This window comes from Ralstonia soli (assembly GCF_023955655.1).
GTDB lineage: Bacteria > Pseudomonadota > Gammaproteobacteria > Burkholderiales > Burkholderiaceae > Ralstonia > Ralstonia soli.
On sequence record NZ_JAMXHT010000006.1, the window covers coordinates 384,821 to 411,786 of the forward strand.

General features: G+C 64.7%; 23 protein-coding genes. 12 read left to right on the plus strand and 11 right to left on the minus strand.

Annotation, left to right across the window (positions count from 1 at the left end; genetic code table 11):
- Positions 1-32: 32 nt before the first annotated feature.
- The 4 genes from katG to NG900_RS17780 form a co-directional block, all read right to left on the minus strand.
- Complete coding sequence (katG, locus tag NG900_RS17765; protein WP_252682680.1) at positions 33-2,189, minus strand: catalase/peroxidase HPI; 2,157 nt, start codon at positions 2,187-2,189, stop codon at positions 33-35.
- A gap of 130 nt (positions 2,190-2,319) precedes the next feature.
- Entirely contained in the window at positions 2,320-2,820 is a 501-nt protein-coding gene (locus NG900_RS17770; protein ID WP_252682681.1) for a Dps family protein, read from the minus strand.
- A gap of 163 nt (positions 2,821-2,983) precedes the next feature.
- Entirely contained in the window at positions 2,984-3,208 is a 225-nt protein-coding gene (locus NG900_RS17775; RefSeq protein ID WP_252682682.1) for a hypothetical protein, read from the minus strand.
- A 273-nt stretch (positions 3,209-3,481) separates the two neighbouring features.
- Positions 3,482-4,429 carry a LysR substrate-binding domain-containing protein gene (locus NG900_RS17780; RefSeq protein WP_252682683.1) on the minus strand — a complete coding sequence of 316 codons (948 nt, stop codon included), beginning with the start codon at positions 4,427-4,429 and terminating at the stop codon, positions 3,482-3,484.
- Between the two features lie 236 nt (positions 4,430-4,665).
- Between NG900_RS17780 and NG900_RS17785 the strand changes: the two genes are divergently transcribed.
- A complete protein-coding gene (locus NG900_RS17785) occupies positions 4,666-5,691 on the plus strand; it encodes a sensor domain-containing diguanylate cyclase (protein WP_252682684.1) in 1,026 nt (341 codons plus the stop codon).
- Positions 5,692-5,716: 25 nt separating this feature from the next.
- On the opposite strand, the gene NG900_RS17790 is transcribed toward NG900_RS17785, so the two are convergent.
- The gene (locus NG900_RS17790; protein WP_252682685.1) at positions 5,717-7,114 is read right to left on the minus strand and encodes a DUF1254 domain-containing protein; all 1,398 of its coding nucleotides are present in this window, start codon (positions 7,112-7,114) and stop codon (positions 5,717-5,719) included.
- 160 nt (positions 7,115-7,274) lie between these two features.
- Between NG900_RS17790 and NG900_RS17795 the strand changes: the two genes are divergently transcribed.
- Together NG900_RS17795 and NG900_RS17800 are read left to right on the plus strand one after the other, a co-directional pair.
- Positions 7,275-7,853, plus strand: coding sequence for a TetR/AcrR family transcriptional regulator (locus NG900_RS17795; protein WP_252682686.1), 579 nt, complete (start codon positions 7,275-7,277; stop codon positions 7,851-7,853).
- Positions 7,854-8,066: 213 nt separating this feature from the next.
- Positions 8,067-8,486: a hypothetical protein gene (locus NG900_RS17800; RefSeq protein ID WP_420804166.1), complete on the plus strand. Its 420-nt coding sequence runs from the start codon at positions 8,067-8,069 to the stop codon at positions 8,484-8,486.
- Positions 8,487-8,501: 15 nt separating this feature from the next.
- Here NG900_RS17800 and recG read toward each other — a convergent pair whose 3' ends face one another.
- On the minus strand, positions 8,502-10,679 hold the full coding sequence (gene recG, locus NG900_RS17805) for an ATP-dependent DNA helicase RecG (RefSeq protein WP_252682688.1): 2,178 nt from the start codon (positions 10,677-10,679) through the stop codon (positions 8,502-8,504).
- 93 nt (positions 10,680-10,772) lie between these two features.
- On the opposite strand from recG, the gene queA reads away from it, so the two are divergent.
- The 8 genes from queA to NG900_RS17845 all read left to right on the plus strand — a co-directional run bounded on the left by queA (position 10,773) and on the right by NG900_RS17845 (position 20,853).
- On the plus strand, positions 10,773-11,825 hold the full coding sequence (queA, locus tag NG900_RS17810) for a tRNA preQ1(34) S-adenosylmethionine ribosyltransferase-isomerase QueA (RefSeq protein WP_252682689.1): 1,053 nt from the start codon (positions 10,773-10,775) through the stop codon (positions 11,823-11,825).
- A 2-nt stretch (positions 11,826-11,827) separates the two neighbouring features.
- Positions 11,828-12,979, plus strand: a complete 1,152-nt coding sequence (tgt, locus tag NG900_RS17815) for a tRNA guanosine(34) transglycosylase Tgt (RefSeq protein ID WP_252682690.1) — start codon at positions 11,828-11,830, stop codon at positions 12,977-12,979.
- A gap of 105 nt (positions 12,980-13,084) precedes the next feature.
- A complete protein-coding gene (gene yajC / locus NG900_RS17820) occupies positions 13,085-13,414 on the plus strand; it encodes a preprotein translocase subunit YajC (protein WP_252682691.1) in 330 nt (109 codons plus the stop codon).
- Between the two features lie 111 nt (positions 13,415-13,525).
- The gene (gene secD, locus NG900_RS17825; RefSeq protein WP_252682692.1) at positions 13,526-15,418 is read left to right on the plus strand and encodes a protein translocase subunit SecD; all 1,893 of its coding nucleotides are present in this window, start codon (positions 13,526-13,528) and stop codon (positions 15,416-15,418) included.
- 81 nt (positions 15,419-15,499) lie between these two features.
- The gene (gene secF / locus NG900_RS17830) at positions 15,500-16,471 is read left to right on the plus strand and encodes a protein translocase subunit SecF (RefSeq protein WP_252682693.1); all 972 of its coding nucleotides are present in this window, start codon (positions 15,500-15,502) and stop codon (positions 16,469-16,471) included.
- A gap of 396 nt (positions 16,472-16,867) precedes the next feature.
- Entirely contained in the window at positions 16,868-18,118 is a 1,251-nt protein-coding gene (locus tag NG900_RS17835) for a c-type cytochrome (RefSeq protein ID WP_252682694.1), read from the plus strand.
- Positions 18,115-18,588 (plus strand): (2Fe-2S)-binding protein, encoded by a 474-nt coding sequence (locus tag NG900_RS17840; RefSeq protein ID WP_252682695.1) that lies wholly within the window; start codon positions 18,115-18,117, stop codon positions 18,586-18,588. The genes NG900_RS17835 and NG900_RS17840 overlap by 4 nt, the downstream gene beginning before the upstream one ends.
- Positions 18,589-20,853 (plus strand): xanthine dehydrogenase family protein molybdopterin-binding subunit, encoded by a 2,265-nt coding sequence (locus tag NG900_RS17845; protein WP_252682696.1) that lies wholly within the window; start codon positions 18,589-18,591, stop codon positions 20,851-20,853. It abuts the gene before it with no gap.
- A 57-nt stretch (positions 20,854-20,910) separates the two neighbouring features.
- On the opposite strand, the gene NG900_RS17850 is transcribed toward NG900_RS17845, so the two are convergent.
- From NG900_RS17850 to purB, 4 genes are all read right to left on the minus strand, one after another.
- Complete coding sequence (locus tag NG900_RS17850; RefSeq protein ID WP_252682697.1) at positions 20,911-21,507, minus strand: YceI family protein; 597 nt, start codon at positions 21,505-21,507, stop codon at positions 20,911-20,913.
- Positions 21,508-21,572: 65 nt separating this feature from the next.
- Positions 21,573-22,145 carry a YceI family protein gene (locus NG900_RS17855; protein ID WP_252682698.1) on the minus strand — a complete coding sequence of 191 codons (573 nt, stop codon included), beginning with the start codon at positions 22,143-22,145 and terminating at the stop codon, positions 21,573-21,575.
- A gap of 78 nt (positions 22,146-22,223) precedes the next feature.
- Positions 22,224-22,805 (minus strand): cytochrome b, encoded by a 582-nt coding sequence (locus NG900_RS17860; protein ID WP_252682699.1) that lies wholly within the window; start codon positions 22,803-22,805, stop codon positions 22,224-22,226.
- A gap of 268 nt (positions 22,806-23,073) precedes the next feature.
- Complete coding sequence (purB, locus tag NG900_RS17865) at positions 23,074-24,453, minus strand: adenylosuccinate lyase (RefSeq protein ID WP_252682700.1); 1,380 nt, start codon at positions 24,451-24,453, stop codon at positions 23,074-23,076.
- A gap of 242 nt (positions 24,454-24,695) precedes the next feature.
- On the opposite strand from purB, the gene NG900_RS17870 reads away from it, so the two are divergent.
- Positions 24,696-25,304 (plus strand): glutathione S-transferase, encoded by a 609-nt coding sequence (locus NG900_RS17870; RefSeq protein WP_252682701.1) that lies wholly within the window; start codon positions 24,696-24,698, stop codon positions 25,302-25,304.
- A 10-nt stretch (positions 25,305-25,314) separates the two neighbouring features.
- On the opposite strand, the gene NG900_RS17875 is transcribed toward NG900_RS17870, so the two are convergent.
- Positions 25,315-26,913 (minus strand): FMN-binding glutamate synthase family protein, encoded by a 1,599-nt coding sequence (locus NG900_RS17875; RefSeq protein WP_252682702.1) that lies wholly within the window; start codon positions 26,911-26,913, stop codon positions 25,315-25,317.
- Positions 26,914-26,966: the final 53 nt, after the last annotated feature.

The window sequence follows — 26,966 nt, forward strand, 5'->3', positions numbered from 1 at the left end:
CATTTTAGTCCCGATGACTTGCAGGTTAAGGCTTAGGCCAGATCAAACCGGTCTAGATTCATCACCTTGACCCAGGCAGCCACGAACTCGCTGATGAAGCGGTCCTTCCCGTCGGCGCTGCCGTACACCTCGGCCAGCGCACGCAGGATCGAGTTCGAACCAAACACCAGGTCGACGCGGGTGCCGGTCCACTTCTTCTCACCGGTCTTGCGATCGACGCCCTCGAAGATGTCGCCGGCGGGCTTCCACTCGGTGCCCATGTCGAGCAGGTTGACGAAAAAGTCGTTGGTCAGCGCGCCCGGCGTGGCGGTGAATACACCATGCTGGCTACCATCCGCGTTGATGTTGATTGCGCGCAGGCCACCGATCAGCACCGTCAACTCGGGCGCGGTCAGCGTCAGCAACTGGGCCTTGTCGAGGAGCAGCACTTCGGCGGGCACCGCAAACTTCGTCTTCTGATAGTTGCGGAAACCATCGGCCACAGGTTCGAGCACCGAGAACGAGACGGCGTCCGTCTGTTCTTGCGTGGCATCGACACGGCCCGGCGTGAACGGCACGGTGATGGTCGTGCCGGCTGCCTTGGCCGCCAGTTCGACGCCCACGCTGCCTGCCAGCACAATCACATCGGCCAGCGAGGCCTTGCCCGAGGCCTTCTGGATGTCTTCCAGCTTGGCCAGCGTGCCGGCAACAGCCTGATTGACTGCCCAGTCGTTCTGCGGCGCCAGGCGGATCCGCGCACCGTTGGCACCACCGCGCTTGTCCGAGCCGCGGAACGTCGAAGCCGACGCCCACGCCACCGCCACCAGATCGGATGCCGACAGACCCGAAGCGGCAATCTTCGTCTTGAGATCGGCGATGTCGGCTTCGGTCGGCTTGTGTGTGGCGGCCGGCAACGGGTCTTGCCAGATCAGGTCTTCCTTCGGCACTTCGCGGCCGAGGTAGCGCGACTTCGGCCCCAGATCGCGGTGCGTCAGCTTGAACCACGCACGTGCAAAAGCGTCGGCAAAGGCTTGCGGGTCATTCAGGAAGCGGCGCGAGATCTTCTCGTACGCCGGGTCGAAGCGCAGCGACAGATCAGTCGTCAGCATCGTCGGCTTGCGCTTGGGCGAATCGGGCGCGGGGCCAGGAATGATCGCCTCTGCATCTTTGGCCACCCACTGCAGCGCGCCGGCCGGGCTCTTCTCTTGCACCCATTCGTACTTGAACAGGTTCTCGAAGAAGAAGTTGCTCCATTGCGCGGGCGTTTGCGTCCAGGTGACTTCCAGCCCGCTGGTGATCGCGTCCGCGCCCTTGCCGGAGCCGAAGGTGCTGGCCCAGCCCAGGCCTTGCGCTTCCAGCGGCGCGGCTTCGACATCGGCGCCAACATGGCTTGCAGCACCGGCACCGTGCGTCTTGCCGAAGGTGTGGCCACCGGCGATCAGCGCCACGGTTTCCTCGTCGTCCATCGCCATGCGGGCGAAGGTTTCGCGGATGTCTTTCGCAGCCGCCAACGGATCGCCGTTGCCGTTCGGGCCCTCCGGGTTCACGTAGATCAGGCCCATCTGCACGGCAGCCAGCGGGTTCGCGAGGTTGCGCTCGCCCGAATAGCGGGTCGCTTCCAGCCACTTGGTCTCGTTGCCCCAGTAGACGTCGTTGTCCGGTTCCCACGTGTCTTCACGGCCGGCGGCAAAGCCGAACGTGCGGAAGCCCATGGTTTCCAGCGCCACGTTGCCGGTCAGGATCAGCAGGTCGGCCCATGAGATGGCCTGGCCGTACTTCTGCTTGATCGGCCACAGCAGGCGGCGTGACTTGTCGATGTTGACGTTGTCGGGCCACGAGTTGAGCGGGGCAAAGCGCTGCTGGCCGCGCCCGGCGCCGCCGCGGCCGTCGCCCGTGCGATACGTGCCGGCGGCGTGCCACGCCATGCGGATGAACTGCGGGCCATAGTGTCCAAAGTCGGCGGGCCACCAGTCCTGCGAATCCGTCATCAGCTTGCGAATGTCGGCCTTGAGGGCGTCATAGTCGATCGACTTGAAGGCCTCGCGGTAATTGAAGTTCTTACCCAGCGGATCGGACTTCTCGGAATGTTGGTTCAGCAGATCAACGCGCAGTTGATTGGGCCACCAGTCTTTGTTGGACGTACCGCCACCGAAGGCATGGGACCCATCGGGAGCATGGCCGGAAAACGGGCATTTGGCTTCAGAAGTCATGGTGTTCTCGTGAGGTCTGGGGGGGTGAGGCGGCCCCACCCGCTACGCAGCGGACCGACACTGCGGGTGGGGGAAATTTGCGGCTGTTTCAACACCTGCCGCCAGTGTGGCGATACGACTGGAAGTGCGCTTACGCCAGCAGGGAACGCAGCATCCACGCCGTCTTTTCGTGAATGTCCATGCGTTGCGTGAGCAGGTCGGCGGTCGGCTCGTCGGCGGCCTTGTCGACGTCGGGAAAGAGGCTGCGGGCGGTGCGCGTTACAGCCTCGTGGCCGGCCACCAGCTCGCGCACCATATCCATCGCCTCGGGAATGCCCTTCGATTCCGGGATCGACGACAGCTTGGCGAACTCGGTGTACGAGCCCGGTGCCGGATAACCCAGCGCGCGAATGCGCTCGGCCACCGGGTCGACGGCGTTCCACAGCTCGTTGTACTGCGTCTCAAACATCAGATGCAGCGTATTGAACATCGGGCCGGTCACGTTCCAGTGGAAGTAGTGCGTCTTCAGGTAGAGCGAGTACGTATCGGCCAGCAGGCGCGACAGGCCTTCGGCAATCTTCTTGCGGTCCTTGTCTGCAATACCGATGTTGATCTGGGCTGCGGCCGCTGCGCCGCTGTTCTTCTTTGCCATCTGGGTTCCCCTGAAAAAAGTCGTGTGCAAAAACGCGGAGGTCTGCGAAGGCCAAGGCCAACCAAGCGTGCCTCAAGCCTGTCTTTCGGTTGCCACCCAAGCTGCAAGTTCCGATCGTGGCATCGCTCCGTGACGAAATCCGGAACGAACGGCAACCAGGCGATCAAGCCGTCAACTGCACCATGCCATGCAGGAAAATGATCATAGTGCCGGCTGCTGCAATGGCCAGGCCGATCTGCTTGCGTACCCACTTGCGTTGCAGCCGGGCGGAGTCCGCAGCGCGCGCGCCTCGGCCACCCGTCATGGACTTCGTCGACCCAGCCTGCGAGGCGTGGACCGTGCCCGCGAACGCCTGCCATTCCGAAACGAACATCTGCATCATTGCCATGATTGGTCTCCTGCGTGCCGCGCTTTCCTGATACCTGCTCAATGCGATTCACCGTAGGCAGCGAGCCATTCCAGCACGGTCGCGACGGTGTTCGAGGCAAGGTGCAGGGACATGACGGGCTCCATGGTGACTGGGGATGAGCGCTCGGCTCACCATGAAAAATAGTCTATCAATGCCCTATTGCATCCGTAAATTTGATTGTTTTTATCTATCAATTAGGCGTGCGCTATGGCCGTCATGCAATGACGACGGCCAGCAGGCGGCGTCAGTGAATCAGTGGACGAGCGGCGTGTGCGGCAGCGGCTTGATGCCCGGCAGTTCGCATTGCGCGACCGCCTTGGCCACCGCCTCGATGGCGGCGATGCGGGTGAAGCTCTTGCGCCAGGCCAGCACAACGCGGCGGTCGGGCACGGGCTCCTGGAACGGCACGTAAGTCAGCAGCTCGTTGGCGGCGGGTTGCATGTTCGGCACCGAGGTGCGCGGCAGTACGGTGATGCCTACACCGCTGGCCACCATGTGGCGAATCGTCTCCAGCGAGGAGCCTTCGAACGTCTTCTGGATGCCGTCAGCGTTCTGCGAAAAACGCGACAGCTCAGGGCACACCCCCAGCACGTGGTCGCGGAAGCAATGCCCGTTGCCGAGCAACAGCATCGTCTGCTGCTTGAGCGCCTCCGGGTCCACCGCGTCTACCTTCGACAGTGCATGGCCGCGCGGCACCGCCACCACAAAGGGCTCGTCATACAGCGGCACGGTCATCAGCCCGGCTTCGGGAAACGGCTCGGCCATGATGGCGCAGTCGATTTCGCCCTGCTTGAGTAGCTCCACCAGCCGCACGGTGAAGTTCTCCTGCAGCATCAGTGGCATCTGCGGGACGCTCTGGATCATCTGCTTGACCAGCGCCGGCAGCAGGTACGGCCCGATCGTGTAGATCACCCCCAGACGCAAGGGCCCCTCCAGAGGGTCCATCCCCTGCTTGGCGATCTCGCGGATCGCCATGGTCTGCTCCAGCACACGCTGCGCTTGGGTGACGATCTGCTCACCCACGGGCGTGACGCTCACTTCAGAGGCGCCGCGCTCGAAGATCTGCACGGCCAGTTCATCTTCGAGCTTCTTGATGGCGACCGACAACGTCGGCTGCGAAACGAAGCAGGCCTCGGCGGCACGCCCGAAGTGGCGTTCGCGCGCAACGGCAACGATGTACTTGAGTTCAGTGAGCGTCATGGCAATCAATCGGCTTTTGGATGTCGATAGATTTTACCTTGTGACGCGGGATGTTGCTTGGGGATTGTGAGAACGCCACGAACTCGGCGCGGCGGTCTTGCGCGAAGCGTCATCCGCCGCACCGCCACAGCGCATTCAAAAGCTGTAATTCAGCCGCAAACCGGCGTGATTTCGGTCTATATCGTTCGGTTGATCGGGCTAGAATCGGCCAGTTGAATGCCAAGCCGTGCTCCATCATGTCGCTCGACCATCCCCATCTGCAGAACCCCACCACACTCCTTGAAATCGTGCGGGCGCAGTCCGAGATCGCCAAGCTCGGCACCGATCTGGGCGCGATCATGGAGCTGGTCACCGAGCGGGCCCAACACCTGACCTGCGCGACCGGCGCCGTGGTCGAACTGGCCGAAGGCGACGAGATGGTCTACCGCGCCACCTCGGGCCTGACCGAAACGCTCCTGGGTCTGCGCCTGGCGCGCAAGGGCAGCCTGTCGGGGCTGTGCGTGCAGACCGGCAGCATCCTGCAGTGCGACGATTCCGAAATCGACCCCCGCGTCGATCGCGAAGCCTGCCGGCGCGTGGGCTTGCGCTCGATGGTGGTCACGCCGCTGCGGCATCTGGATACCACGGTCGGCGTGCTCAAGCTGGTGGCGCCGGAGGTGAACGCGTTCAGCAAGAGCGACATCGGCGTGCTGGAGCTGATGTCCGAGCTGATTGCCGCCATGTTCCACGCCGCCAATGCCGAGCGCGATCAGCTCTATCTGCGCGCCACGCATGACGCGCTGACCGACCTGCCCAACCGCGCACTGTTCTATGACCGCCTGCGTCAGTCGATCCATCTGGCGCAGCGCGCGCATGGCGGGCTTGGCGTGCTCAACGTCGACATGGACAACCTCAAGCTCATCAATGATCGCCACGGCCACCGCGCCGGCGACGCGGCCATCCGCGAAACCGCGCAGCGCATGGGCCGCACCGCACGCCGCTCCGACACCGTGGCGCGCGTGGGCGGCGACGAGTTTGCCGTCATCCTGCCCGGCATCGGTGCGCGCGCCGATGCGCAGGCGCAATGCGAGCGGCTGATGGAAGAAGTGCAGCAGCCGTACGTGTTCGAAGGCCAGCCGCTGGACCTGCGCGTCAGCGTGGGCGTGGCGGTGATGCCCGAAGACGGTACGGAGATCACCGCCCTGCTGGACCAAGCCGACCGCGCGATGTACAGCGCCAAGCGCCTGCGCAAGCAGGCACGGACTGCGGCCACCGCGCATTGAGGCCTCCGGCCCAACGGCCGCAGGCTCAGTCCAACCGCTCCACGGCAGGCACCCGCGCACGCCCATCGCGCAGCTCGGCCTTCGGTTCGTAGGCACGCAGCACCAGGGCGAAATCACCGGCAGGCGCCGGCAGCCAGTTGGCACGCTGGGCAGGATCGGCTGGTGCATCACGCTGGATCAGCAGATCGATCGCGCCATCCGCACCCACCTTGAGGCCCGCGGTGCGATCGCCAATGGCGTAGCGCGCGATCGGGTTGGGCGTGAAGAACAGCTTGCCGTCCGGCTCCACCTCGTACATCGACAGTGACCAGAACGCATTGACCGGCAGCGATCCCGCCGGCAAATGCAGCCGATAGCGGTGCGCGCCGGAGAGCCGCGCCTGTTGCTGGTCGACAAAGGTGATGGGGTACATGGCCTCGACTGTCTTGAGTGCAAGCAGGCCGCCCAGCGCGACTTGCGCGCGGTAGGCATAGTCGGTGCCAAAATCGCCAAGATTGGCCTTCGAGTACGACCACCCGTCGGTCTTCGGGCCGGCCGCCGACAGCCCGCCCTTGAGCGAGCTCAGCATGCCCGGCAACTGCTTCGCCCACAGCGCCTTGACCTCGGGCGACAGCGCTTCCCAGCGGCATGCGGCCCCGCAGATGCCGACCGATGCCAGGCGCTGCATCAACGCATCTTCGTAGCGCGGTGCAGGGTTGCGCGCCAGCATCAGGTTGGCCATGTCGACAAAGGCTTGCGGGCTCTGCTCGACCGGCGGTGCAGCTTGCCACCGCGGCGGCGTCTTGCCGGCGCCGATCGGTTCGACCTTGAACTGGTCCTGCAAGGCCGTCACGGCGGGCATGTCGGCCTCGCCATTCACGAGGATGCGGGCCAGCACAAGCACGTCGTTGGCGGGTGCGCGAATCACCTGCACATTGGGCGGCAGTGGCTGCGTTGAGTCAGGGCCAACGACGACGAAAGTGCCACCGCGCGTGCCATTGGCGCGCCGGCCGAGAATCTCGAAATTGTTCGTCGCCATGTCCAGCAAGGCGAGCGAGTAGTAGCGGCCGGCCATGTCCGGCACCGTGAGCGCGACAGGGCCCTGGCGCAAGTCGAGCCATAGCGTGGAGTACGCCGTATCGCTGTTGGGCGTGGTCACCCAGCGATCTTCGGGGCCCGATAGCTTGTGCTGATGCGACCACTGGCCGAGCTGGAGGCGCCCGGGCTTGGCATCCGTGCCCAGCATGCCGGCACGCAGACGCCCCATCGCGACCAGCGGAAACGCGTAGTCGAAGGCCTGGTGCAGCACCGTCTCCTGCGAGGGCGTGGACTCGGCGGCGCTCCAGTCGTGGGCGGCTGCCGCGGCCAGATTGGCGCACAGGCTCACGGCAGCGAAGGCGAGCAGGCGTTTGCCCGAAAGGGGGCGGCGTCGGCTGGACAACATCGGTCTCCTCCTGAGGTATTTTTTTGATCTGGCGACCATAATATGAGCCCGGCTCACATTCCGCCACTCGCGTTCCATGACCTCGCAATCCAGGGAAAAATTCGATATAGATCAACCACTTGCACGGCGCCAGCCGCGCCAGGCCCGTTCACGCGAGAAGGTGGAACTCATCTTGGAAGCGACGCTGCGGATCCTCGATCAGGCGGGGCTGGAGGCGCTCACCACCAACCGCATCGCGGAGGCGGCGGGCATCAGCATCGGCACGCTGTACCAGTATTTCGGCGACAAGCTGCAGGTACTGGATGAACTGGCGCAGCGCGAGAGCGATCGGCTGACCGCCGAGTTGCTGGCGGTACTGACCGCGCCCGACGCGCTGTCGCCGGATGCCCGGCTGCGGCTGGCCGTGCGCACCTTGCTGGGCGCATTTGGCGGGCGGCATCGCGCGCGTCGCATCGTGCTCGAACAGGCCATCGCTCGCGGCCGCAACCCGCTGATCACGCCGGGGCACGTGTCGACCTTCCTGACTTCAGCCGGCGCACGCGACGCCGCCGGGCAACGCGTGACGCTCTCGCCCATCCAGGCCTTCGTGCTCACGCGCTCGGTCATGGGGGCGATCGGCAGCGCGCTTTCCTACGACGAACAGTGGCTCGGCAGCCCGGACTTCGAGAACAGCCTGTTCATGCTGATGCGTGGCTTCATACGTGAATGCGGCGCCCCGTCCACCGCTGCCAAGCGCTAACGGACGGGCACTTTGGTATTGAAACGCGCGGTTACACATACCCGCACACCCGGCGGAATAAACCGTGCGCCCGAGCCGTTTACCGGTCATGCGGAGCCCCATCGGCGACGACGCCGGCACGGCAGCCGCGGGCAAACCGATGTGCCAGCGATACGGCAAGACAGATCACCGCACCGTAGCAAGACGTCGGGCATTCCTGACCCGGGGATGAACATGAAGCGTCTGACCCTCCTGACGACGGCGCTGATGGCGTTGAGCCTCTGCGCCTGCGCGACAGCGCAAGACCTGCCGGTGGGCACCTGCCAGCCTGTGGCAGGGCAAACCGAGATCGACGGCGTGATGCAGCAGGTACAAGGCACCGCGTGCCTGCAACCGGACGGCACCTGGCAGATGGTGGACACCGACGGCACGCCAGTCACTTATGCCAGCACGCCGTATTACGTGGATGACACGTGGTACTGGGGCCCGCCCGTGTTCTTTGGCAGCGTGGTGTTTGTCGACCGCTTCCACCACGTCCACCGCATGCACGGTGCGTTCTTCCATCATGGCGGCCGCAGGGTGGGCGGGGGTGGTTTCCGAGGCGGCTTTCATGGTGGGCATGATGGCGACCACGGCGCGAGGTCGCACCACTAGGCCGGCGCCCGCCACCTACACGCGCAGGTAGTGCTCGCGCTCGCCCAGCCAGCGCTTGAGGTGCGTGTCCACCGCTTCCGGAAAGCGCGCGAGCATGGCCTCCGCCGCTTCCTGCGCGAACTCGACGAGCCACGCATCGTGGTTCAGATCGGCAAAACGCAGCATGGCCTCGCCCGATTGCCGCGCGCCAAGGAATTCCCCGGGCCCGCGAATTTCCAGATCGCGCCGCGCAATCTCGAAGCCGTCGGTGGTCTCGCGCATGGTCTGCAGGCGCTGCTTGGCCGTCGGTGACAGCGGCGCCTGATACAGCAGCACGCACACCGATTCCGCCGTGCCGCGCCCCACGCGCCCGCGCAACTGGTGCAGCTGCGCGAGGCCGAAACGCTCGGCATGCTCGATCACCATCAACGAGGCGTTGGGCACGTCCACGCCCACTTCGATGACGGTGGTGGCCACCAGCACATGCAACTCGCCGCCGGCAAAGGCGCTCATCACGGCAGCTTTCTCGGCGGACGGCAGGCGCCCGTGCACAAGGCCGACCTTCAATCCTTCCAGGCTCTGCGAGAGCGTCTCGAACGTCTCCACGGCGGTCTGCAATTGCAGCGCTTCGCTTTCTTCGATGAGCGGGCACACCCAGTAGACCTGCCGCCCTTCTCGTGCGGCGGCATAGATGCGCTCGATCACTTCGTCGCGGCGCGCGTCGTTCACCAGACGCGTCACGATGGGCGTGCGGCCGGGCGGTAGTTCATCGATGGCGGAGACGTCGAGGTCGGCGTAGTACGTCATCGCCAGCGTGCGCGGGATGGGCGTGGCGGACATCATCAGCTGGTGCGGCACCTGAGCGTTGGCGGCGACGGGCGCATCGCCATTGCTCGCCTTGCCGCGCAAGGCCAGCCGCTGCGCCACGCCGAAGCGATGCTGCTCATCCACCACGGCCAGACCGAGGCGCGCGAACGTGACCGCGTCCTGGATCAGCGCATGCGTGCCGATCACGAGCTGCGCCGTACCGTCGGCCACGCGCGCCGCCGCTTCGTCCTTCTGCTTGCGCTTGAGGCTGCCGGCCAGCCAGACGATATCCACACCCAGCGGCGCCAGCCATGTGGATAACTTGCGATAGTGCTGCTCGGCCAGCAGTTCGGTCGGCGCCATCAGCGCGGCCTGCCAGCCGGCATCGATGGCCTGGCACGCGGCCAATGCGGCGATGACGGTCTTGCCGCTGCCCACATCGCCCTGCAGCAGCCGCTGCATCGGGTACGGGTGCGCGAGGTCGGCGCGAATCTCGTCCCACACGCGGGCCTGGGCGCCGGTCAGCTTGAACGGCAGCGCCGCCATGAAGCGTGCAAGCAACCCGCCGTTGCCGCTGTCGCGCAGCACAGGCGCGTTACGCATGCGGCGCGCGGCCTGTGCGCGCTTGAGCGAGAGCTGCTGCGACAGCAGCTCATCAAACTTGATGCGCAACCAAGCCGGGTGCGTACGCTCAACCAGGCTGTGCTCATCGACGTCGGGCGTCGGCTGATGCAACAGGCGAACCGCTTCCGCCGGCGCCATCAGCTTGAGCGGCGCGAGCGGGCCGGTGATGAGGCTGTTCGGCAGCGTTTCCGGCAGCGGCGTGCGCGTGAGCGTGTTCAGGATCGCCTTGCGCAGATACGCCTGCGGCACACCGGCTACGGTGGAATACACCGGCGTCAGGCGATCAGGCAGTGGTTCATCCTCCGCCACGGTGCGCACGGTCGGGTGGACCATCTCCGCGCCGAAGAAACCGCCGCGCACCTCGCCGCGCACGCGCAGGCGCACGCCTTCGGCCATCTGCTTGACTTGGCTGCCGTAGAAATTGAGGAAGCGCAGCACGAGTTCGCCGGAATCATCGGCGATATGCACGACCAGTTGCCGGCGCGGCCGGAACGCCACTTCGTTGCGCGTGACGGTGCCTTCCACCTGCGCGGCCCAGCCGGTGTTGGCGCGGGCCATGGCTTCGGCGATGGTCAGGAGCGTGGTTTCGTCCTCGTAGCGCATCGGCAGATGCAGGACGAGATCGACGTCGCGGTGCAGGCCGAGCTTGGCGAGTTTGTCGGCCGGACCGGCGGTCTTGGCCGGCTTGTCTGCTGAGGTCGCCCGTTTGGGCTTCGGCGCCGACGCAGTATCAGCGTCGGACGTAAGAACAGCATCAGTGGCGGAACGGGCGCGAGGCGGCACAGGACGTTTACAATGGCGAACTTTGCGGTGTCGCCCGATTGTACCGGCGCCCGCCACCATCACTTGGCGCAATCCACGTCTGCGCCACTTTTCATGCTGACGCTGTCCGATTTCGATTTCGATCTGCCGCCCGAGCTGATCGCGCAAACCGCCCTGCCCGACCGCACCGCGAGCCGCCTGCTGGCGGTTCGCCGCACGGAAGATGGCGTGCACTTTGATGATCGCCAGTTCGCCGATCTGGTGGATTACCTGCGCCCCGGCGACCTGCTGGTCTTCAACGACACGCGCGTCATCAAGGCCCGCTTCTTCGGCCACAAGGCCAGCGGCGGCAAGGTCGAAGTGCTGGTCGAGCGCCTGCTGGACGAGCACACCGTGCTGGCGCAGATCCGCTCCAGCAAATCGCCCATCGAGGGCACCACGCTGCGCCTGGCCGATGCCTTTGATGTGACGGTCGGCCCGCGCGCCGAGCCGTTCTTCACGCTGCGCTTTCCGCAGCCGGCGCTGGACCTGATCGAGCAATACGGCCGCCTGCCGCTGCCGCCCTACATCGAGCACGACCCCGACAGCTTTGACGAAACGCGCTATCAAACCGTCTACGCACGCAACCCGGGCGCCGTCGCGGCCCCCACGGCTGGCCTGCATTTCGACGATGCACTGTTCGCCAAGCTGGATGCGATGGGCGTCAAGCGCGGCTTTCTCACGCTGCACGTGGGCGCGGGCACGTTCCAGCCGGTGCGTGTGGAAAACATCGCCGAGCACCGCATGCACAGCGAGTGGTACGCCATCTCGCCCGAACTGGCTGAGGCTATTCGCGCCACGCGGGCAGCGGGCGGGCGCGTGATCGCGGTGGGCACCACGTCGATGCGCGCGCTGGAATCCGCCGCGCAGCCTGACGGCACGCTCCATGCGGGCAGCGGCGACACCGACATCTTCATCACCCCCGGCTATCGCTTCCGCATCGTCGATGCGCTGGTGACGAACTTCCATCTGCCCAAGTCGACGCTGCTGATGCTGGTATCGGCGTTTGCCGGCATGGACGCCATCCGCGGCGCCTACCAGCACGCCATTGCCCAGCGCTACCGCTTCTTCAGTTACGGCGACGCCATGCTGCTCACGCGCGCCGAACCAGACCACATTCCCGCCTGACCATGCTCAAGTACGAACTCCTTACCACCGATGGCCTCGCCCGGCGCGGCCGCATGACCCTGAACCACGGCGTGGTGGAAACGCCCATCTTCATGCCGGTGGGCACGTATGGCGCGGTCAAGGCGATGTCGCCGGCAGAACTGAAGGACATCGGCGCGCAGATCATCCTCGGCAACACCTTCCACCTGTGGCTGCGCCCGGGGCTGGATGTGATGGATGCACACAAGGGCCTGCACGGCTTCAACGGCTGGGACAAGCCCATCCTGACCGACTCTGGTGGTTTTCAGGTGTTTTCACTGGGCGATCTGCGCAAGATCACCGAAGAAGGTGTGACGTTCGCCTCGCCCATCAATGGTGACAAGCTGTTCCTGTCGCCGGAGATCTCCATGCAGATCCAGCGCCGGCTGAATTCGGACATCGTCATGCAGTTCGACGAATGCACGCCGTACAAGATCGGCGATCGCCCGGCCACCGAGGCCGAAGCCGCCGCCTCGATGCGCATGAGCCTGCGCTGGGCCCAGCGCTCGCGCAACGAGTTCGCTCGCGAAGGCAACCCGAACGCGCTGTTCGGCATCGTGCAGGGCGGCATGTTCGAGAACCTGCGCGATGAATCGCTGGCCGGCCTGCAGGCGATCGACGCCGATGCGGGCGGCGAAGGCTTTGGCGGTTACGCCATTGGTGGCCTCTCCGTCGGCGAGCCGAAGGAAGACATGATGCGCGTGCTGCAGCACGTGGCACCGCGTCTGCCGGCCAACAAGCCGCATTACCTGATGGGCGTGGGCACGCCGGAAGACCTGGTGGCGGGCGTCGCCGCTGGCGTGGACATGTTCGACTGCGTGATGCCGACCCGCAATGCGCGCAACGGCTGGCTGTTCACCCGCTTTGGCGACATCAAGATCAAGAACGCCGTGCACCGCAACGACCCGCGCCCGCTGGACGAGACCTGCGGCTGCTACACCTGCAGCAATTTCTCGCGCGCGTATCTGCACCATCTGCAGCGTGTGGGGGAGATCCTGGGCGCACGCCTGAACACCATCCACAATCTCTATTACTACCTGGAATTGATGGCCGAAATGCGTGCCGCCATCGAGTCGCACGGCTTTGCGGCCTTCCAGGCGCGCTTTGCCGCAGACCGGGCGCGCGGCGCGCTGTAACACGGCTTGACAGGGCGCCGGGCGCGCCCATTTGCCGCAGCACCGCAATGGTAGAATGTCCGGTCCGATTTTTGACCGATTGACGAACCATTACGGAGTTTTGACGTGTTCCTCATTTCCGACGCTTACGCGCAAACCGCACCGACTGGTGGTGCTGCAGGTGGCCTGATGAGCTTCCTGCCCATCATCCTGATGTTCGTGGTGCTGTGGTTCATCATGATCCGCCCGCAAATGAAGCGCCAGAAGGAAACCAAGGCGATGCTCGAAGCCCTGGCCAAGGGCGACGAAGTCGTCACCGCCGGCGGCATCCTCGGCAAGGTGACCAAGGTGGCTGAGCAGTACGTCACCGTGGAAGTCTCCGCCAACACCGAAATCACCGTCCAGAAGAGCGCCGTGACGACCGTGCTGCCCAAGGGCACGCTCAAGGCGCTGTAATCGGCCCATCCCGGCGCCGCGCTCACCCGCGCTGGCGCCGGAACCCCAGGCAGCGCCTATTCTAAGAATCCGCGCCCGCGCCCCTCGGCGTCGCCTCTCTGCTTTTCCAAGATGAATCGCTATCCACTCTGGAAATACCTTGTGATCCTGGTGGCGCTTGCCATCGGGTTCCTCTATACGCTGCCGAACTTCTTCGGTGAGGCGCCTGCCGTGCAGGTGTCCTCTGGCAAGGCCACCGTCAAGGTCGACCTGAACGTCCAGAAGCAGGTCGAAAGCCTGTTGGCCGCAGCCAGCATCCAGCCCGACGGCGTGTTCTTCGACAACAACGGCACCTCCGCCAGCGTGCGCGTGCGCTTTGCCGATACCGACACCCAGCTCAAAGCCAAGGACGTCCTGGCCCGCGGCCTGAACACCGACCAAGCCGACCCGACCTACATCGTCGCGCTGAACCTGCTGCCGGGCTCCCCGCGCTGGCTCAGTGGCGCACCGTTCTTTGCCAAGCCGATGTTCCTGGGCCTGGATTTGCGCGGTGGCGTGCACTTCCTGTTGCAGGTCGACATGAACGGCGCAGTGACGAAGAAGCTGGACTCGCTGGCCGGCGACATCCGCACGCAACTGCGTGACAAGAACATCCGCCACAGCGGTATCGATCGCGGGGGCAACACCATCACCATCAAGTTCAGCAGCGCCGACGACGCCGACCGCGCCCGCAGCCTGCTGTCTGATTCGACTCGCGAACTGGCCTACACCGTCGACAAGACGGCCGATGGCGCCACGCTCACCGGCACCTTCACCGCCGCTGCGATGAAGGAAGTGCAGGACAACGCGGTCAAGCAGAACATCGTGACGCTGCACAACCGGGTGAACGAACTCGGCGTGGCAGAACCGGTGATCCAGCAGCAGGGCCCGGACCGCATCGTCGTGCAGCTGCCCGGCGTGCAGGACACGGCCAAGGCCAAGGACATCATCGGCCGCACCGCCACGTTGGAAGCACGCCTGGCCGACCCGAACGCGCCGCTGCTGCCACGCGCCGGCGATCCGGTACCGCTGGGCGACGAGCTGTTCACGCAAGGCCGCGGCGCCCCGGTGCTGCTGCAGAAGCAGGTGATCTTCACGGGCGACCGCATCACCAGCGCCTCGGCCGGCTTCGACCAGAACCACAACTCGTCGGTCGACATCACGCTCGACGGCCAGGGCGGCCGCATGCTGCGCGATGTCTCGCGCGACAACATCGGCAAGCGCATGGGCATCGTGCTCTTTGAAAAGGGCAAGGGCGAAGTGCTGACGGTGGCGACTATCCAGTCCGAACTGGGCTCGCGCTTCCAGATCACCGGCATGGGCTCGACCGAAGCAGCGTCCGACCTGGCGCTGCTGCTGCGTGCCGGCTCGCTGGCTGCACCGATGGAGATCATCGAAGAGCGCACCATCGGCCCGTCGCTGGGTGCCGACAACATCAAGAAGGGCTTCGATTCGGCGCTGTACGGCTTCCTCGCCATCTCGGTGTTCATGGTGCTGTACTACATGCTGTTCGGTGCGTTCTCGGTGGCGGCGCTGGGCGTCAACGTGTTCCTGCTGATCGCCCTGCTGTCCATGCTGCAGGCCACGCTCACGCTGCCGGGTATCGCGGCAATTGCGCTTGCACTCGGTATGGCCATTGACGCCAACGTGCTGATCAACGAGCGCGTGCGTGAAGAACTGCGCAATGGCGCGTCGCCGCAGATGGCCATCGCCGCCGGTTTCGACCGTGCGTGGGCCACTATCCTGGACTCGAACGTAACGACCCTGATCGCCGGCTTGGCGCTGATCGCCTTCGGTTCTGGCCCGGTGCGCGGCTTTGCGATCGTGCACTGCCTGGGGATCGGCACGTCGATGTTCTCGGCCGTGTTCTTCAACCGTGGCCTCGTGAACCTCTGGTACGGCCGCAAGAAGAAGCTGCAGAGCGTGGCCATCGGGCAGGTGTGGAAGCCGGGCAATACCGGCACGACGCAGACGCCGGCCAAGTAAGCACGGCTCACCCAACACTGAATCTCGCATAACCGGCACCCGCCCCCGACACGATGGGGCGGTCGCCACAAAGGGCAGACCATGGAGTTTTTCCGCATCCGCCGCGACATTCCGTTCATGAAGCACGCGTTGGTCCTCAACGCGCTGTCGTTCCTGACGTTTATCGCCGCTGTCTTCTTCCTGTTCCACAAGGGGCTGCACCTGTCGGTGGAGTTCACCGGCGGTACGGTGATGGAAGTCGCGTACACCCAGGCCGCCGATCTGCCGAAGATCCGCGGCGACGTTGAAAAGCTCGGCTATGCCGACGCCCAGGTGCAGAACTTCGGCACCTCGCGCGACGTGATGATCCGCCTGCCGCTCAAGAACGGTCCGGACGGCAAGCCCATCGCCTCTGCCGTGCAGAGCCAGCAGGTGATGACAGCCCTGAACGCCGCCAACCCCGACGCCAAGCTGCAACGGGTGGAGTTTGTCGGCCCGCAGGTCGGCAAGGAACTCGCCACCGACGGCCTGCTCGCGCTGCTGTTCGTGGTGATCGGCATCGTGATCTATCTGTCGATCCGCTTCGAGTGGAAGTTTGCAGTGGCGGGCGTGATCGCCAACCTGCACGACGTGGTCATCATCCTGGGCTTCTTCGCCTTCTTCCAGTGGGAGTTCTCGCTGTCGGTGCTGGCGGGGGTGCTGGCGGTGCTCGGCTACTCGGTGAACGAATCGGTGGTGATTTTCGACCGGATCCGCGAAGCGTTCCGCAAGTACCGCAAGATGAACACGCACGAAGTGATCGACCACGCGATCACCAGCACCATCTCGCGCACGATCATCACCCACGGCTCGACCGAAATGATGGTGCTGTCGATGCTGGTGTTCGGCGGCCCGACGCTGCACTACTTCGCCCTGGCGCTGACGATCGGTATCCTGTTTGGTATCTACTCGTCGGTGTTCGTGGCGGCTGCGCTGTGCATGTGGCTGGGCGTCAAGCGCGAAGACCTGGTCAAGTCCGATAAGAAGGCCGGCGGCCCGAAGGAAGACGATCCGAACTTCGGCGCGCAGGTCTGAGCACCCTGCGGCTCACCCCTCTCGGCACAAGGAAGCCCCGCAATCGCGGGGCTTTTTCTTTGGCAGTGCGCCGAAACCGCGGCGACGCCGTCGTGGAAATGCATTGCCAAATGGTGCCTGCGGATAAGACTTTTCCGATGTCGGAAAGCGAGATGATCCCGCACAGTGTCGGCTAGACGCGCCACATCGTTGCACCGGCCGATTCGCTCGGCCGTTCCGTACGACAGCGACAGATCGTGACCTCAGAGAGCGCAACGCTCGCCTGGTCCGGCCGCCTATCGGCCCTCTCCTGTCCATGCTCCCGGCTTTCACTGCACACCAATGCGGCACGTCATGTTCGGCAGTGGTTTTCCTCACCGTTGGAAAAGCCGTTGCAGATTTCGAAAGGACAGGCCGTTGAGAACCCTACTCCCCGCAATACTCGCGCTGTTGAGCACCATCGGCATCGCCAGAGCCGCCCCGCCAGCACCAGATCAAACGCTGGTTGAGCGCGGGCGCTACCTCGCGCAGGCCGCCGACTGCGCCGCGTGCCACTCCGCCAAAGGCAAGGCGCCCTTCGCGGGCGGGCTGAAGATGAACGCGCCGGTGATCGGTGCGATTTACACGACCAACATCACCCCCGACCCCGAGACCGGCATCGGGCGCTACACCGAACAGGAGTTCGCGCGCGCATTGCGCGAAGGCGTGGCAAAGGATGGGCACAACCTCTATCCGGCCATGCCGTACCCGTCTTACGCCAAGGTCTCGAATGACGATGTCTCCGCCTTGTATGCGTATTTCATGCTGGGCGTGAAGCCCGTGCACCAGGCCAACCGCGCGCCGGATGCCCCCTGGCCGCTGACAATGCGCTGGCCGCTGAAGCTATGGAACATGCTGTTCCTCGAAGACAGGCGTTTCGCGCCAAGTCCTGACAAGAGCCTCGAATGGAATCGCGGCGCCTATCTGGTGCAGGGCCTCGGCCACTGCGGAGCGTGCCATACGCCGCGCGGCATTGCGTTCCAGGAACTCGCCCTGGATGACCGCGGCAGCCAGTTTCTGTCTGGGGCCGCGCTGGACGGCTGGTTCGCATCCAACCTGACCGGCAATGCGACGACGGGCCTCGGCAAATGGAGCGGCGAAGACATCGCTCGCTTCCTCAAGACCGGCGCCAACACGCACGCTACCGCCTTCGGACCGATGACGGACGTGATCAACAACAGCACGCAGTGGATGTCCGACAAGGACCTCGCCGCGATTGCCGTGTATCTGAAATCGTTGCCGGCCTCGGGCGCACCGACCGCGCCCGCAGGCACTGTCGACCCGGCCACGATGGCACATGGCGCGCAGGTCTACCAAAACTTCTGCGTGGCCTGCCACCTGCCGAACGGCAAGGGCACAGCCCCGTGGCTGGCGCCGCTCGCAGGCAACCCCAACGTGCTGGAGCCCAATCCGCTCTCGCTCATCAACGTGACTCTTAACGGCACGCCAGCGCTCGTCATCGACGGCATTCCGGCGCCCTACCCGATGCCCGCGCATCGCCATGCGCTCAGTGATGCGGATATCGCGGCCGCGCTGACATTCACGCGCAACAGCTGGGGTAACCACGCACCGGCAATTACGGCAAACGACGTCACCAAGCTGCGCCAGCAAACCGGAAACGACCAATGACGGCTACGACCCTCTCCCCCATCACCTTGCACGTCAACGGCAAGGCAGTTGACATCAAGGCAGCGCCGGAAACCCCGCTGCTGTACGTACTGCGCGACCAGTTGCACCTGAAAGGCCCGCGTTTTGGCTGCGGGCTCGGACAGTGCGGCGCCTGCTCCGTGCTCATCGATGGCGCGGTACAGCGCTCGTGTGTGCTGCCGGCTGCTGCAGTGGGCGGCCGTGCCGTCACGACGCTGGAAGGCATGGGCACGCCCGCCAAGCCGGACCCGCTGCAACAGGCCTTCGTCGATGAGCAGGCGGTGCAATGCGGCTACTGCATCAACGGCATGCTGATCGCCGCACGCTCGCTGCTGAACAGCAACCCGAAGCCGACCGAAGCACAGGTCAAGGAAGCCCTCGCCTCCAACCTGTGCCGATGCGGCACGCACATGCGGATCGTCCGCGCCATCCTCAAAGCCAGCGAGGCCTGAATGCGCGTCAATGATTCCACCTCATTCTCCCGTCGGCACTTTCTCAAGCAAGGCGCCGCGCTTGCCATCGGGTTCTCCTTCTCGGGGCTGGCCGTCGCCCGCGTCCTGGGCGAGATCACGGAAGCCGATGCCACGCCGGTCGCCAAGGCCAAATCCGTTGACGGCACGCGGGTCGATGCCTTCCTTGTGCTGGAAGGCGACGGCACGCTCACGCTGTATACGGGCAAGGTCAACCTGGGTACAGGTAACACCACCGCGCTCGCGCAGATGGCTGCTGAGGAACTGGAATTTCCGATCGGCCGCGTTCGCGTCGTGCAGGGCGACACGGCCATGACGGTTGACCAGGGCGCCACCATCGGTTCGCTGTCCATTTCGAACGCGGGTATCCAGTTGCGCCAGGCAGCCGCCACCGCCGCCGCTGCCATCCGCGAGGTGGCCGCGCGCGCCTATCGCATCGCGCCGACGGAGGTTCGCCTTGAAAACGGTGCCGCCTTCCGGGGCGCGGCGGACAAGCAAGGCACGCCTTATCACCGGCTGCTTGGCGCGCACCCGCTGGCGCTCAATCTCGATCCCAAGGCGCCGCTCAAGTCGACCGGCAATTACAAGCTCGTGGGCAAGCCGGTCAAGCGCGACGACGTGCGCGCGAAAGTCTTTGCCGACTTCACCTTCATGCATGACGTGAAGGTCGACGGCATGGTGCATGCGCGTGTCGTTCATCCCAATGCGTATGGAGCGCAGCTGGTGAGCGTCGACGACACGCACGCGAAGAAGGTGCCGGGCTTCCTGCGCACGGTGCGCGTCGGCAATCTGCTGGCGGCCATCGCCTCCGATGAATGGGCCGCGATCCAGAGCGCCCGCGCGCTCGAGGTGACGTGGTCTTCGTGGTCGGGCCTGCCCGAGCAATCGAAGCTCTACGATGCCGTGCGCGTGCTGCCGCTACACGATCAAGGCAAGGTCCTGGAGCGCGGTCATGCGAGCGACACGATCAGCAAGGCCAGTCAAGGCAAGACGGTACGCGCAACCTACGCCTGGCCGTTCCAGACCCATGGCTCCATCGGACCGTCCTGCGCGATCGGCGACTACCGCGACGGCAAGCTGACGGTCTGGTCGGCCACGCAATCGCCGCACCTGACGCGCGACCAGATCGCCAGGATGCTGAAGATGGACAAGGGCGATGTACGGCTGATCTACGTGGAAGGTGCCGGCTGCTATGGCCGCAACGGCCACGAAGATGCCGCGGCCGAAGCCGCGCTGCTGTCGAAAGCCATCGGGCGCCCCGTGCGCGTGCAGTGGATGCGCGAAGACGAACACGGCTGGGACCCGAAAGGCCCGCCTGTCATCTCGGACATGGTGGGAGCTGTGGACGATGAGGGCCGCATCCAGGCGTGGCAGTACACCTCATGGGTGCCGTACCGCGCCTCGGGCAGCGTGGACGTGCCGCTGCTGGCGGGCGAACTTGTCCGCGCGTCGACGCTAGCCGACGTGCCGGATAACCCCGGTGGCATGGAATTCAACATGGTCTCGCCCTACGCCATCCCGAACGTGAACGTGGTGGTCAACCGCTACGCGCGCTCGCCGCTGCGGCCAGCGTGGCTGCGCGGCCCGGGGCGCCTTCAGCACACGTATGCCAATGAGTCCTTCATGGACGAACTGGCGGCTGCAGCCCACGCAGACCCGATCGCGTTCCGGCTACGCCATCTGAGCGAACCGCGCCTCAAGGCGGTGGTCGAGGCACTGGAAAAGCGCTCGGGCTGGGTGCGCCGGCCCTCGTTCTCCACGCGGCCCGGCGGCAACATTGCGCGCGGGCGCGGCATGGCCTGCGTGCGCTACGAGCCGAACAACGCCTACGTGGCAGCAGTCATCGAAATCGAATTGGACCGCACCACCGGCGTCATCCAGGTCGGCAAGGTGACCGTGGTGCACGACTGCGGCCTGGTGGTGAACCCGGATGGCGTGCGCAACCAGGTGGAAGGCGAAGTCGTCCAGACGATCAGCCGGACGCTGTTCGAGGAAGTCAACTTCTCGGCATCGGCCGTCACGAGCGTCGATTGGCTCACGTACCGGTTGCTGAAGTTCCCGGAACTGCCTTCGCAGGTGGATGTGGTGCTGCTCGATCGGCCGGATGAACCTCCCGTGGGAGCAGGCGAACCGGCATGCGCGGTCATTCCATCGGCCATTGCGAGTGCCGTGTACGACGCTGTGGGCATCCGGCCGCGCACGCTTCCATTCAGCCCTGCGTCGATTCGCGAACTGCTGAAGTCGTAAAACGGCCCGATAACAAAAAACCCCGCAAATTGCGGGGCTTTTTGTTTGCCGTGTCGCTTATTGCATCGCGACGCTGGCGTCCTGCTTCAGGCCTTCGACCTGGATCCGCAGCTTGGTTTCCATGTTGAAACCGTAAGCCTTGCCGTAGTCGAGGCCGAACTCGTCGCGCTTGAACTTCATTTCTGCGTCGGCACCGCACACTTCACGCTTGAGCATCGGGTGCGGCATGCACTTGAACGCGTCGATTTCCATCTTGACCGGCTTGGTCACGCCGCGCAGCGTGAGCTGGCCTTCGGCTTCGGTCGGCACGTCGCCCTTGAACTTGGTGAAGTTGCCCTTGAACGTGGCGGTCGGGTACTTGGCGACGTCGAACAGATCGGCGCTCTTGGCGTGCTCGTTCATCTTGGTCAGGCCGAAGTCGATGCTGTCGGTCTGCACGGTCACGTCGATGGTGCCCTTCTTGGCTTCGCGATCCAGCGTCACGGTGCCGCTGGACTTCTCGAACTTGCCGCGCCACTTCGACAGACCCCCCATGTGGTCGGCTTCGAAGCTCGGATAGGTGTGGCTCGGGTCGAGCTGATACGTGGCCGGCGCGGCAAACGCGGCGGTGGCGGCAACAGCCGACAGTGCGGCAACGAGGGTACGCAATTTCATGAGAGCTCCTGCGGATAAAAGCGGCACACGAGGGCCGAAAAAAACGTTGGGGTTGAGACTGACGCTCACTTCTTGGCGATGACGACGCGGAACTTGATCGTCACGTCGTCCGAGACGACCGACGTATCCTTCCATTCGCCGTCACCGACCTTGAACGCATTGCGCTTGACGGGCAATGCGCCTTCGAAGACCTGGTTGGCGCCTTCCTGCTTGAAGGTGAAGGGTGCCGTCACATCTTGCGTGATGCCCTTGATGGTCAGCTTGCCGACCACGTCCACCTTGCCGCCCGCGCCCGGCTTGAATGCCGACGATACGAACGTTGCCTTCGGATACTTGGCGGTGTCGAACCAGTCCTTCTTCTTCAGTTCGTCGTTGTATTCCTTGCTGCCCACGTCGACGCTGGTCACATCAATGTCGACCTTGGCCGTGGACGCGGCTACGTTGGCCGGGTTGTAGTTCACGACGGCGTCGAACTTGCCGAACTTGATGTCCATCGGCACGCCGAGCTGCTTGCCGGTGGCGCTGACGCTGCTCTTGCCGGCATCCACCTGGGTGGTGGCCGACACCGACACGGCAGCGATCGACAGCGCGGCGGCAGCAACCAGAGCGACAGCGCGGGGGCGCACAAAACGTTTCATCTTCAGACTCCTTCGGTCAGGCCGGGCCTCGCCGGCAATCTTGGTCAGGATGGGACAGCGCAGAATCAGCGCACGAATTCAGCGCAAGAAAGGCAGCATGCGGCGCAACGTGCCGTCGCGATCGACGACGTGATGCTTGAGCGCCGCCAGGATATGCAGCACAACGATGGTCGCCATGGTCCAGTTCAACCACTCGTGCGCGGCTTCAAAGACTTCCTTGAGCGCATCGCTCTTGTCGAACGGCATGGGCATTTCCCACACGCCAAGGTAGACGACCTTGATACCGGCTGCCACGCTGAGCAGGTAGCCGGTGACCGGCACGGCCAGGATCAGCAGATACAGGACGAAATGCGCGCCCTCGGCGGCCTTGTGCTGCCACTTGGGCATGCCTGCCACGGGTGCCGGGGCCGGATGCGTCAGGCGCCACAGCACGCGCAGCGCCGCAAAGATCAGCACCGTGATGCCGATCCACTTGTGATACGAGTACAGCTTGAGCTTGGTCGGCGTAAAGCCGGGGATGTCGGTCATGTACAGACCGAGCCCGAACGCCGCGAAGATCAGCAGCGCAATGATCCAGTGCAACGCGATCGCGGGCGCGCCGTAAGCGCCATCATCTGCGGCGCTGCGCACGGCTAGGTTCGGTTGGGCAGCTTGTGACATCGGGTTCCCTCGGTTTGGAGACGCTCTCGGTAAGTGGGCGGCACCTGTCAGTCAGACCGCGGCGCCATCGATTTGTGCATTATTGGTGCGATCCGCCCAGGCAGGACGGCGCCAAGTTCACCAAGAAATTCAAATTTTTTGATGAATCGGCAGAATGGGGGCGACGCGGCAGAATGACTATTCTACCGAGCCCAGATAGTAAAACAGCCTCCTCCGTAACCGTACGGAGGAGGCTGTAATTGGGACAGCCACCAAATTTTCGAAACAATTATTGGGCGCTGATCCGGCGGGCCAGTTCTGCGGCCTTGCCCGTGTAGCTGCCGGGCGTCATGTCCAACAGCAGCTTGCGAGCCTCTTCTGGAATGGCCAGCGTGCCGATGAATTCACGCAGCGCCTCGCGCGAGATGCCCTTGCCGCGCGTCAGCTCCTTCAACTGCTCGTACGGGTTGGCGATGCCGTAGCGGCGCATCACGGTCTGCACCGGCTCGGCCAGCACTTCCCAGCAGTTGTCGAGGTCTTCGGCCAGGCGCGACGGGTTGGTTTCCAGCTTGCCCAGGCCGCGCAGGCACGCGTCGTAGGCCAGCAGGCTGTAGCCGAAAGCCACGCCGATGTTGCGCAGCACGGTCGAGTCCGTCAGGTCACGCTGCCAACGCGACACCGGCAGTTTTTCCGAGAGGTGACGCAGCACCGCGTTAGCCAGGCCGACGTTGCCTTCGGAGTTTTCGAAGTCGATCGGGTTGACCTTGTGCGGCATGGTCGACGAGCCGATCTCGCCGGCCTTGGTCTTCTGCTTGAAGTAGCCCTGCGAGATGTAGCCCCAGACGTCGCGGTCCAGGTCCAGGATGATGGTGTTGGCGCGCGCCACGGCGTCGAACAGCTCGGCCATGTAGTCGTGCGGCTCGATCTGGATGGTGTACGGGTTGAACGTCAGGCCCAGTCGGGTCTCGATCACGTTCTTCGAGAAGGCTTCCCAATCCAGCGTGGGATACGCCGACAGGTGCGCGTTGTAGTTGCCCACCGCGCCGTTCATCTTGCCCAGCAGTTCCACGGCTTCGATGCGGCGGATGGCGCGGTCCAGGCGCGCGGCAACGTTGGCCATTTCCTTACCCAGCGTGGTGGGCGAAGCCGGCTGGCCGTGCGTGCGCGAGAGCATCGGCACGTCGGCGTTCGCGTGAGACAGTTCCACCAGGCGGGCCTGCACGCGGCGCAGCGACGGCACGATTACCGTATCGCGCGCACCCTTGAGCATCATGCCGTGCGAGGTGTTGTTGATGTCTTCCGAGGTGCAGGCGAAGTGGATGAACTCGCTGGCGGCTTCCAGCTCGGCGTTACCCTTCACGCGCTCCTTCATCCAGTACTCGACGGCCTTCACGTCGTGGTTGGTGACGGCTTCAATCTCTTTGATGCGGGCGGCATCGGCCTCGGAGAAGTTCTCGACCAGGGCCAGCAGCGCTTGTTCGGCGGCCGCCGAGAAACGCGGGATTTCGGCCAGGCCGGCCTGCGACAGGGCGATCAGCCAGTGCACTTCCACCTTCACGCGGTTGCGCATGAAAGCGGCTTCCGACAGCCACTCGCGCAGCGGATCGGCCTTGGCAGCGTAGCGGCCATCGATGGGAGACAGGGCGGTCAGGGCAGAAAGCGACGACATGGCAGGCGGGGAAAAATGTGAAGGAAAGCTCAATCCGGACAACCCGGACGCTGCATCGAGCGTTGAACCCAGGTGCATACGCGCACCCCGGCAAGCCTGCAATTTTACCACCCGGCACCCGCTTTCCATGGCCAAATGCGGCTGGATTGACCATGGAAGGCAAGTCTCCGTTTGGTAGAAGCGCCGCGCAGAGCACCCGGGGAAGTGCGCAGCTATACTTCCGCCTCCAACATGACATGCCTATGAAACTGATCGGATCGCACGCCAGCCCGTACACCCGCAAGGTGCGCGTGGTCCTGGCCGAAAAGAAAATCGACTACCAGTTCGTGCTGGAAGACGTGTGGAGCGCCGGCACGCAGATCCACCAGTTCAATCCGCTCGGCAAAGTCCCGTGCCTCGTGATGGACGACGGTGGCGCGCTGTTCGATTCGCGCGTGATTGCCGAATACGCCGACACGCTGTCACCCGTGGCGCGGCTGATCCCGCCGTCGGGCCGCGAGCGCGTGGAAGTGCGCTGCTGGGAAGCCCTGGCCGATGGCCTGCTCGACGCCGCGCTCATGCTGCGCATCGAACACACCCAGCGCACGCCCGAGCAGCGCAGTGAAACCTGGCTTGCGCGCCAGAACCACAAGATCGACGAGGCGCTCAAGGCCATGTCGCAAGGCCTGGCCGACAAGACGTGGTGCAACGGCAACCACCTGACGCTGGCCGACATCGCCGTCGGCTGCGCCCTCGCCTACCTGGATTTCCGCCAGCCGCAGATCGACTGGCGCGAACGGCACGCCAACCTGACCACGTTCTACGCGCGCATGGAAAAGCGGCCGAGCTTCATCGAAACCCAGCCGCAATAAAGCGCCGTCGCTATGCCGCCACCGGGTCGAACCGGTCGGCCTGGGCCATCGGCCAATAACGCTCGTACAGCTGATACCGATACCGCCCGGCGAGCAGGTCGCCGGGTTCGAGGTATTTGAGCAGCGCAGACAGCAACTGCACCTCGTTGCCCGACACACGCCGCACGATGTGATGCGCTCGGAAATCGGCCGGATGCTGCAGGCCGGCCGCCTGCGTCAGCTCCAGCAGAGCATGCAGCGTGTGCGCGTGGTACTGATGCACGCGCTCGGCCTTGTCGGGTACCACCAGCGCCTTCTGACGGGACGGGTCCTGCGTGGCCACGCCGGTCGGGCAGCGGTCGGTGTGGCACTTCTGGGCCTGGATGCAGCCGAGCGCAAACATGAAGCCGCGCGCCGCGTTGCACCAGTCGGCACCCATCGCCAGCGTGCGGGCCACGTCGAAGGCGGTGACGATCTTGCCCGAGGCGCCGATCTTGATCTTGTCCCGCAGCTTGGTGCCCACCAGCGTGTTGTGCACCAGCAGCAGCCCTTCCTGCAGCGGCGTACCCACATGGTCGGTAAATTCCAGTGGCGCGGCGCCCGTACCACCTTCCGCACCATCCACGACGATAAAGTCCGGCAGGATGCCCGACTCCAGCATCGCCTTGACGATGCCGAAGAACTCCCACGGATGCCCGATGCACAGCTTGAAGCCCGTGGGCTTGCCGCCCGACAGCGTGCGCAGACGGTCTACAAACTGCAGCAGCCCCAGCGGCGTGGAGAACTCCGAGTGCGAAGCCGGCGAGATGCAATCCTGCCCAATCGGAATACCGCGCGTGGCAGCAATCTCCGGCGTGACCTTGGCGGCGGGCAGCACGCCGCCATGGCCCGGCTTGGCGCCTTGCGAGAGCTTCACCTCGATCATCTTCACCTGCGGGTTGCGCGCCTGCTCGGCAAAGCGGTCGGGGTCGAAGCGGCCGTTGGCATCGCGGCAGCCGAAGTAGCCCGAGGCGACTTCCCAGATCAGGTCGCCGCCCTCTTCGCGGTGGTACGGCGAGATCGAGCCCTCGCCCGTGTCATGGATGAAGTTGCCGAGCTTCGCGCCCCGGTTGAGCGCGCGGATGGCGTTGCCCGACAGCGCGCCAAAGCTCATCGCCGAGATGTTGAACACCGACATCGAATACGGCTGCGCACGCCCCTCGCCCACCATCACGCGGAAGTCCGACGAAGGGATGCGCGTGGGCGCCAGTGAATGGCCAATCCACTCATGCCCCGCCACCTTCACGTCGACTTCGGTGCCGAACGGGCGGCTATCGACTTCACCCTTGGCGCGCTGGTAGACGATGCTGCGCTGAGCGCGCGAGAACGGGCGCTCGTCGGTGTCGTCTTCAACGAAGTACTGGCGGATTTCCGGGCGGATGAACTCGAACAGGAAGCGGAAATGGCCCCACAGCGGGTAGTTGCGCAGCACCGAATGGCGCGTCTGCGTGAGGTCGTGCACGCCGAGGATCACGAAGATGCCCGGAATAGCCGCGCATACCCAGTGCAGACGCCCCGCCACGGCAAACCCCGCGGTGGCGATGAACAACAGCACAACGCCCGCAAAAGCCCAGTAGCGACGTGGCAGCATGACAAACCCTGTGTGGAGACAAAACAGGGCGCCAGCATAACTGAGACATGCGC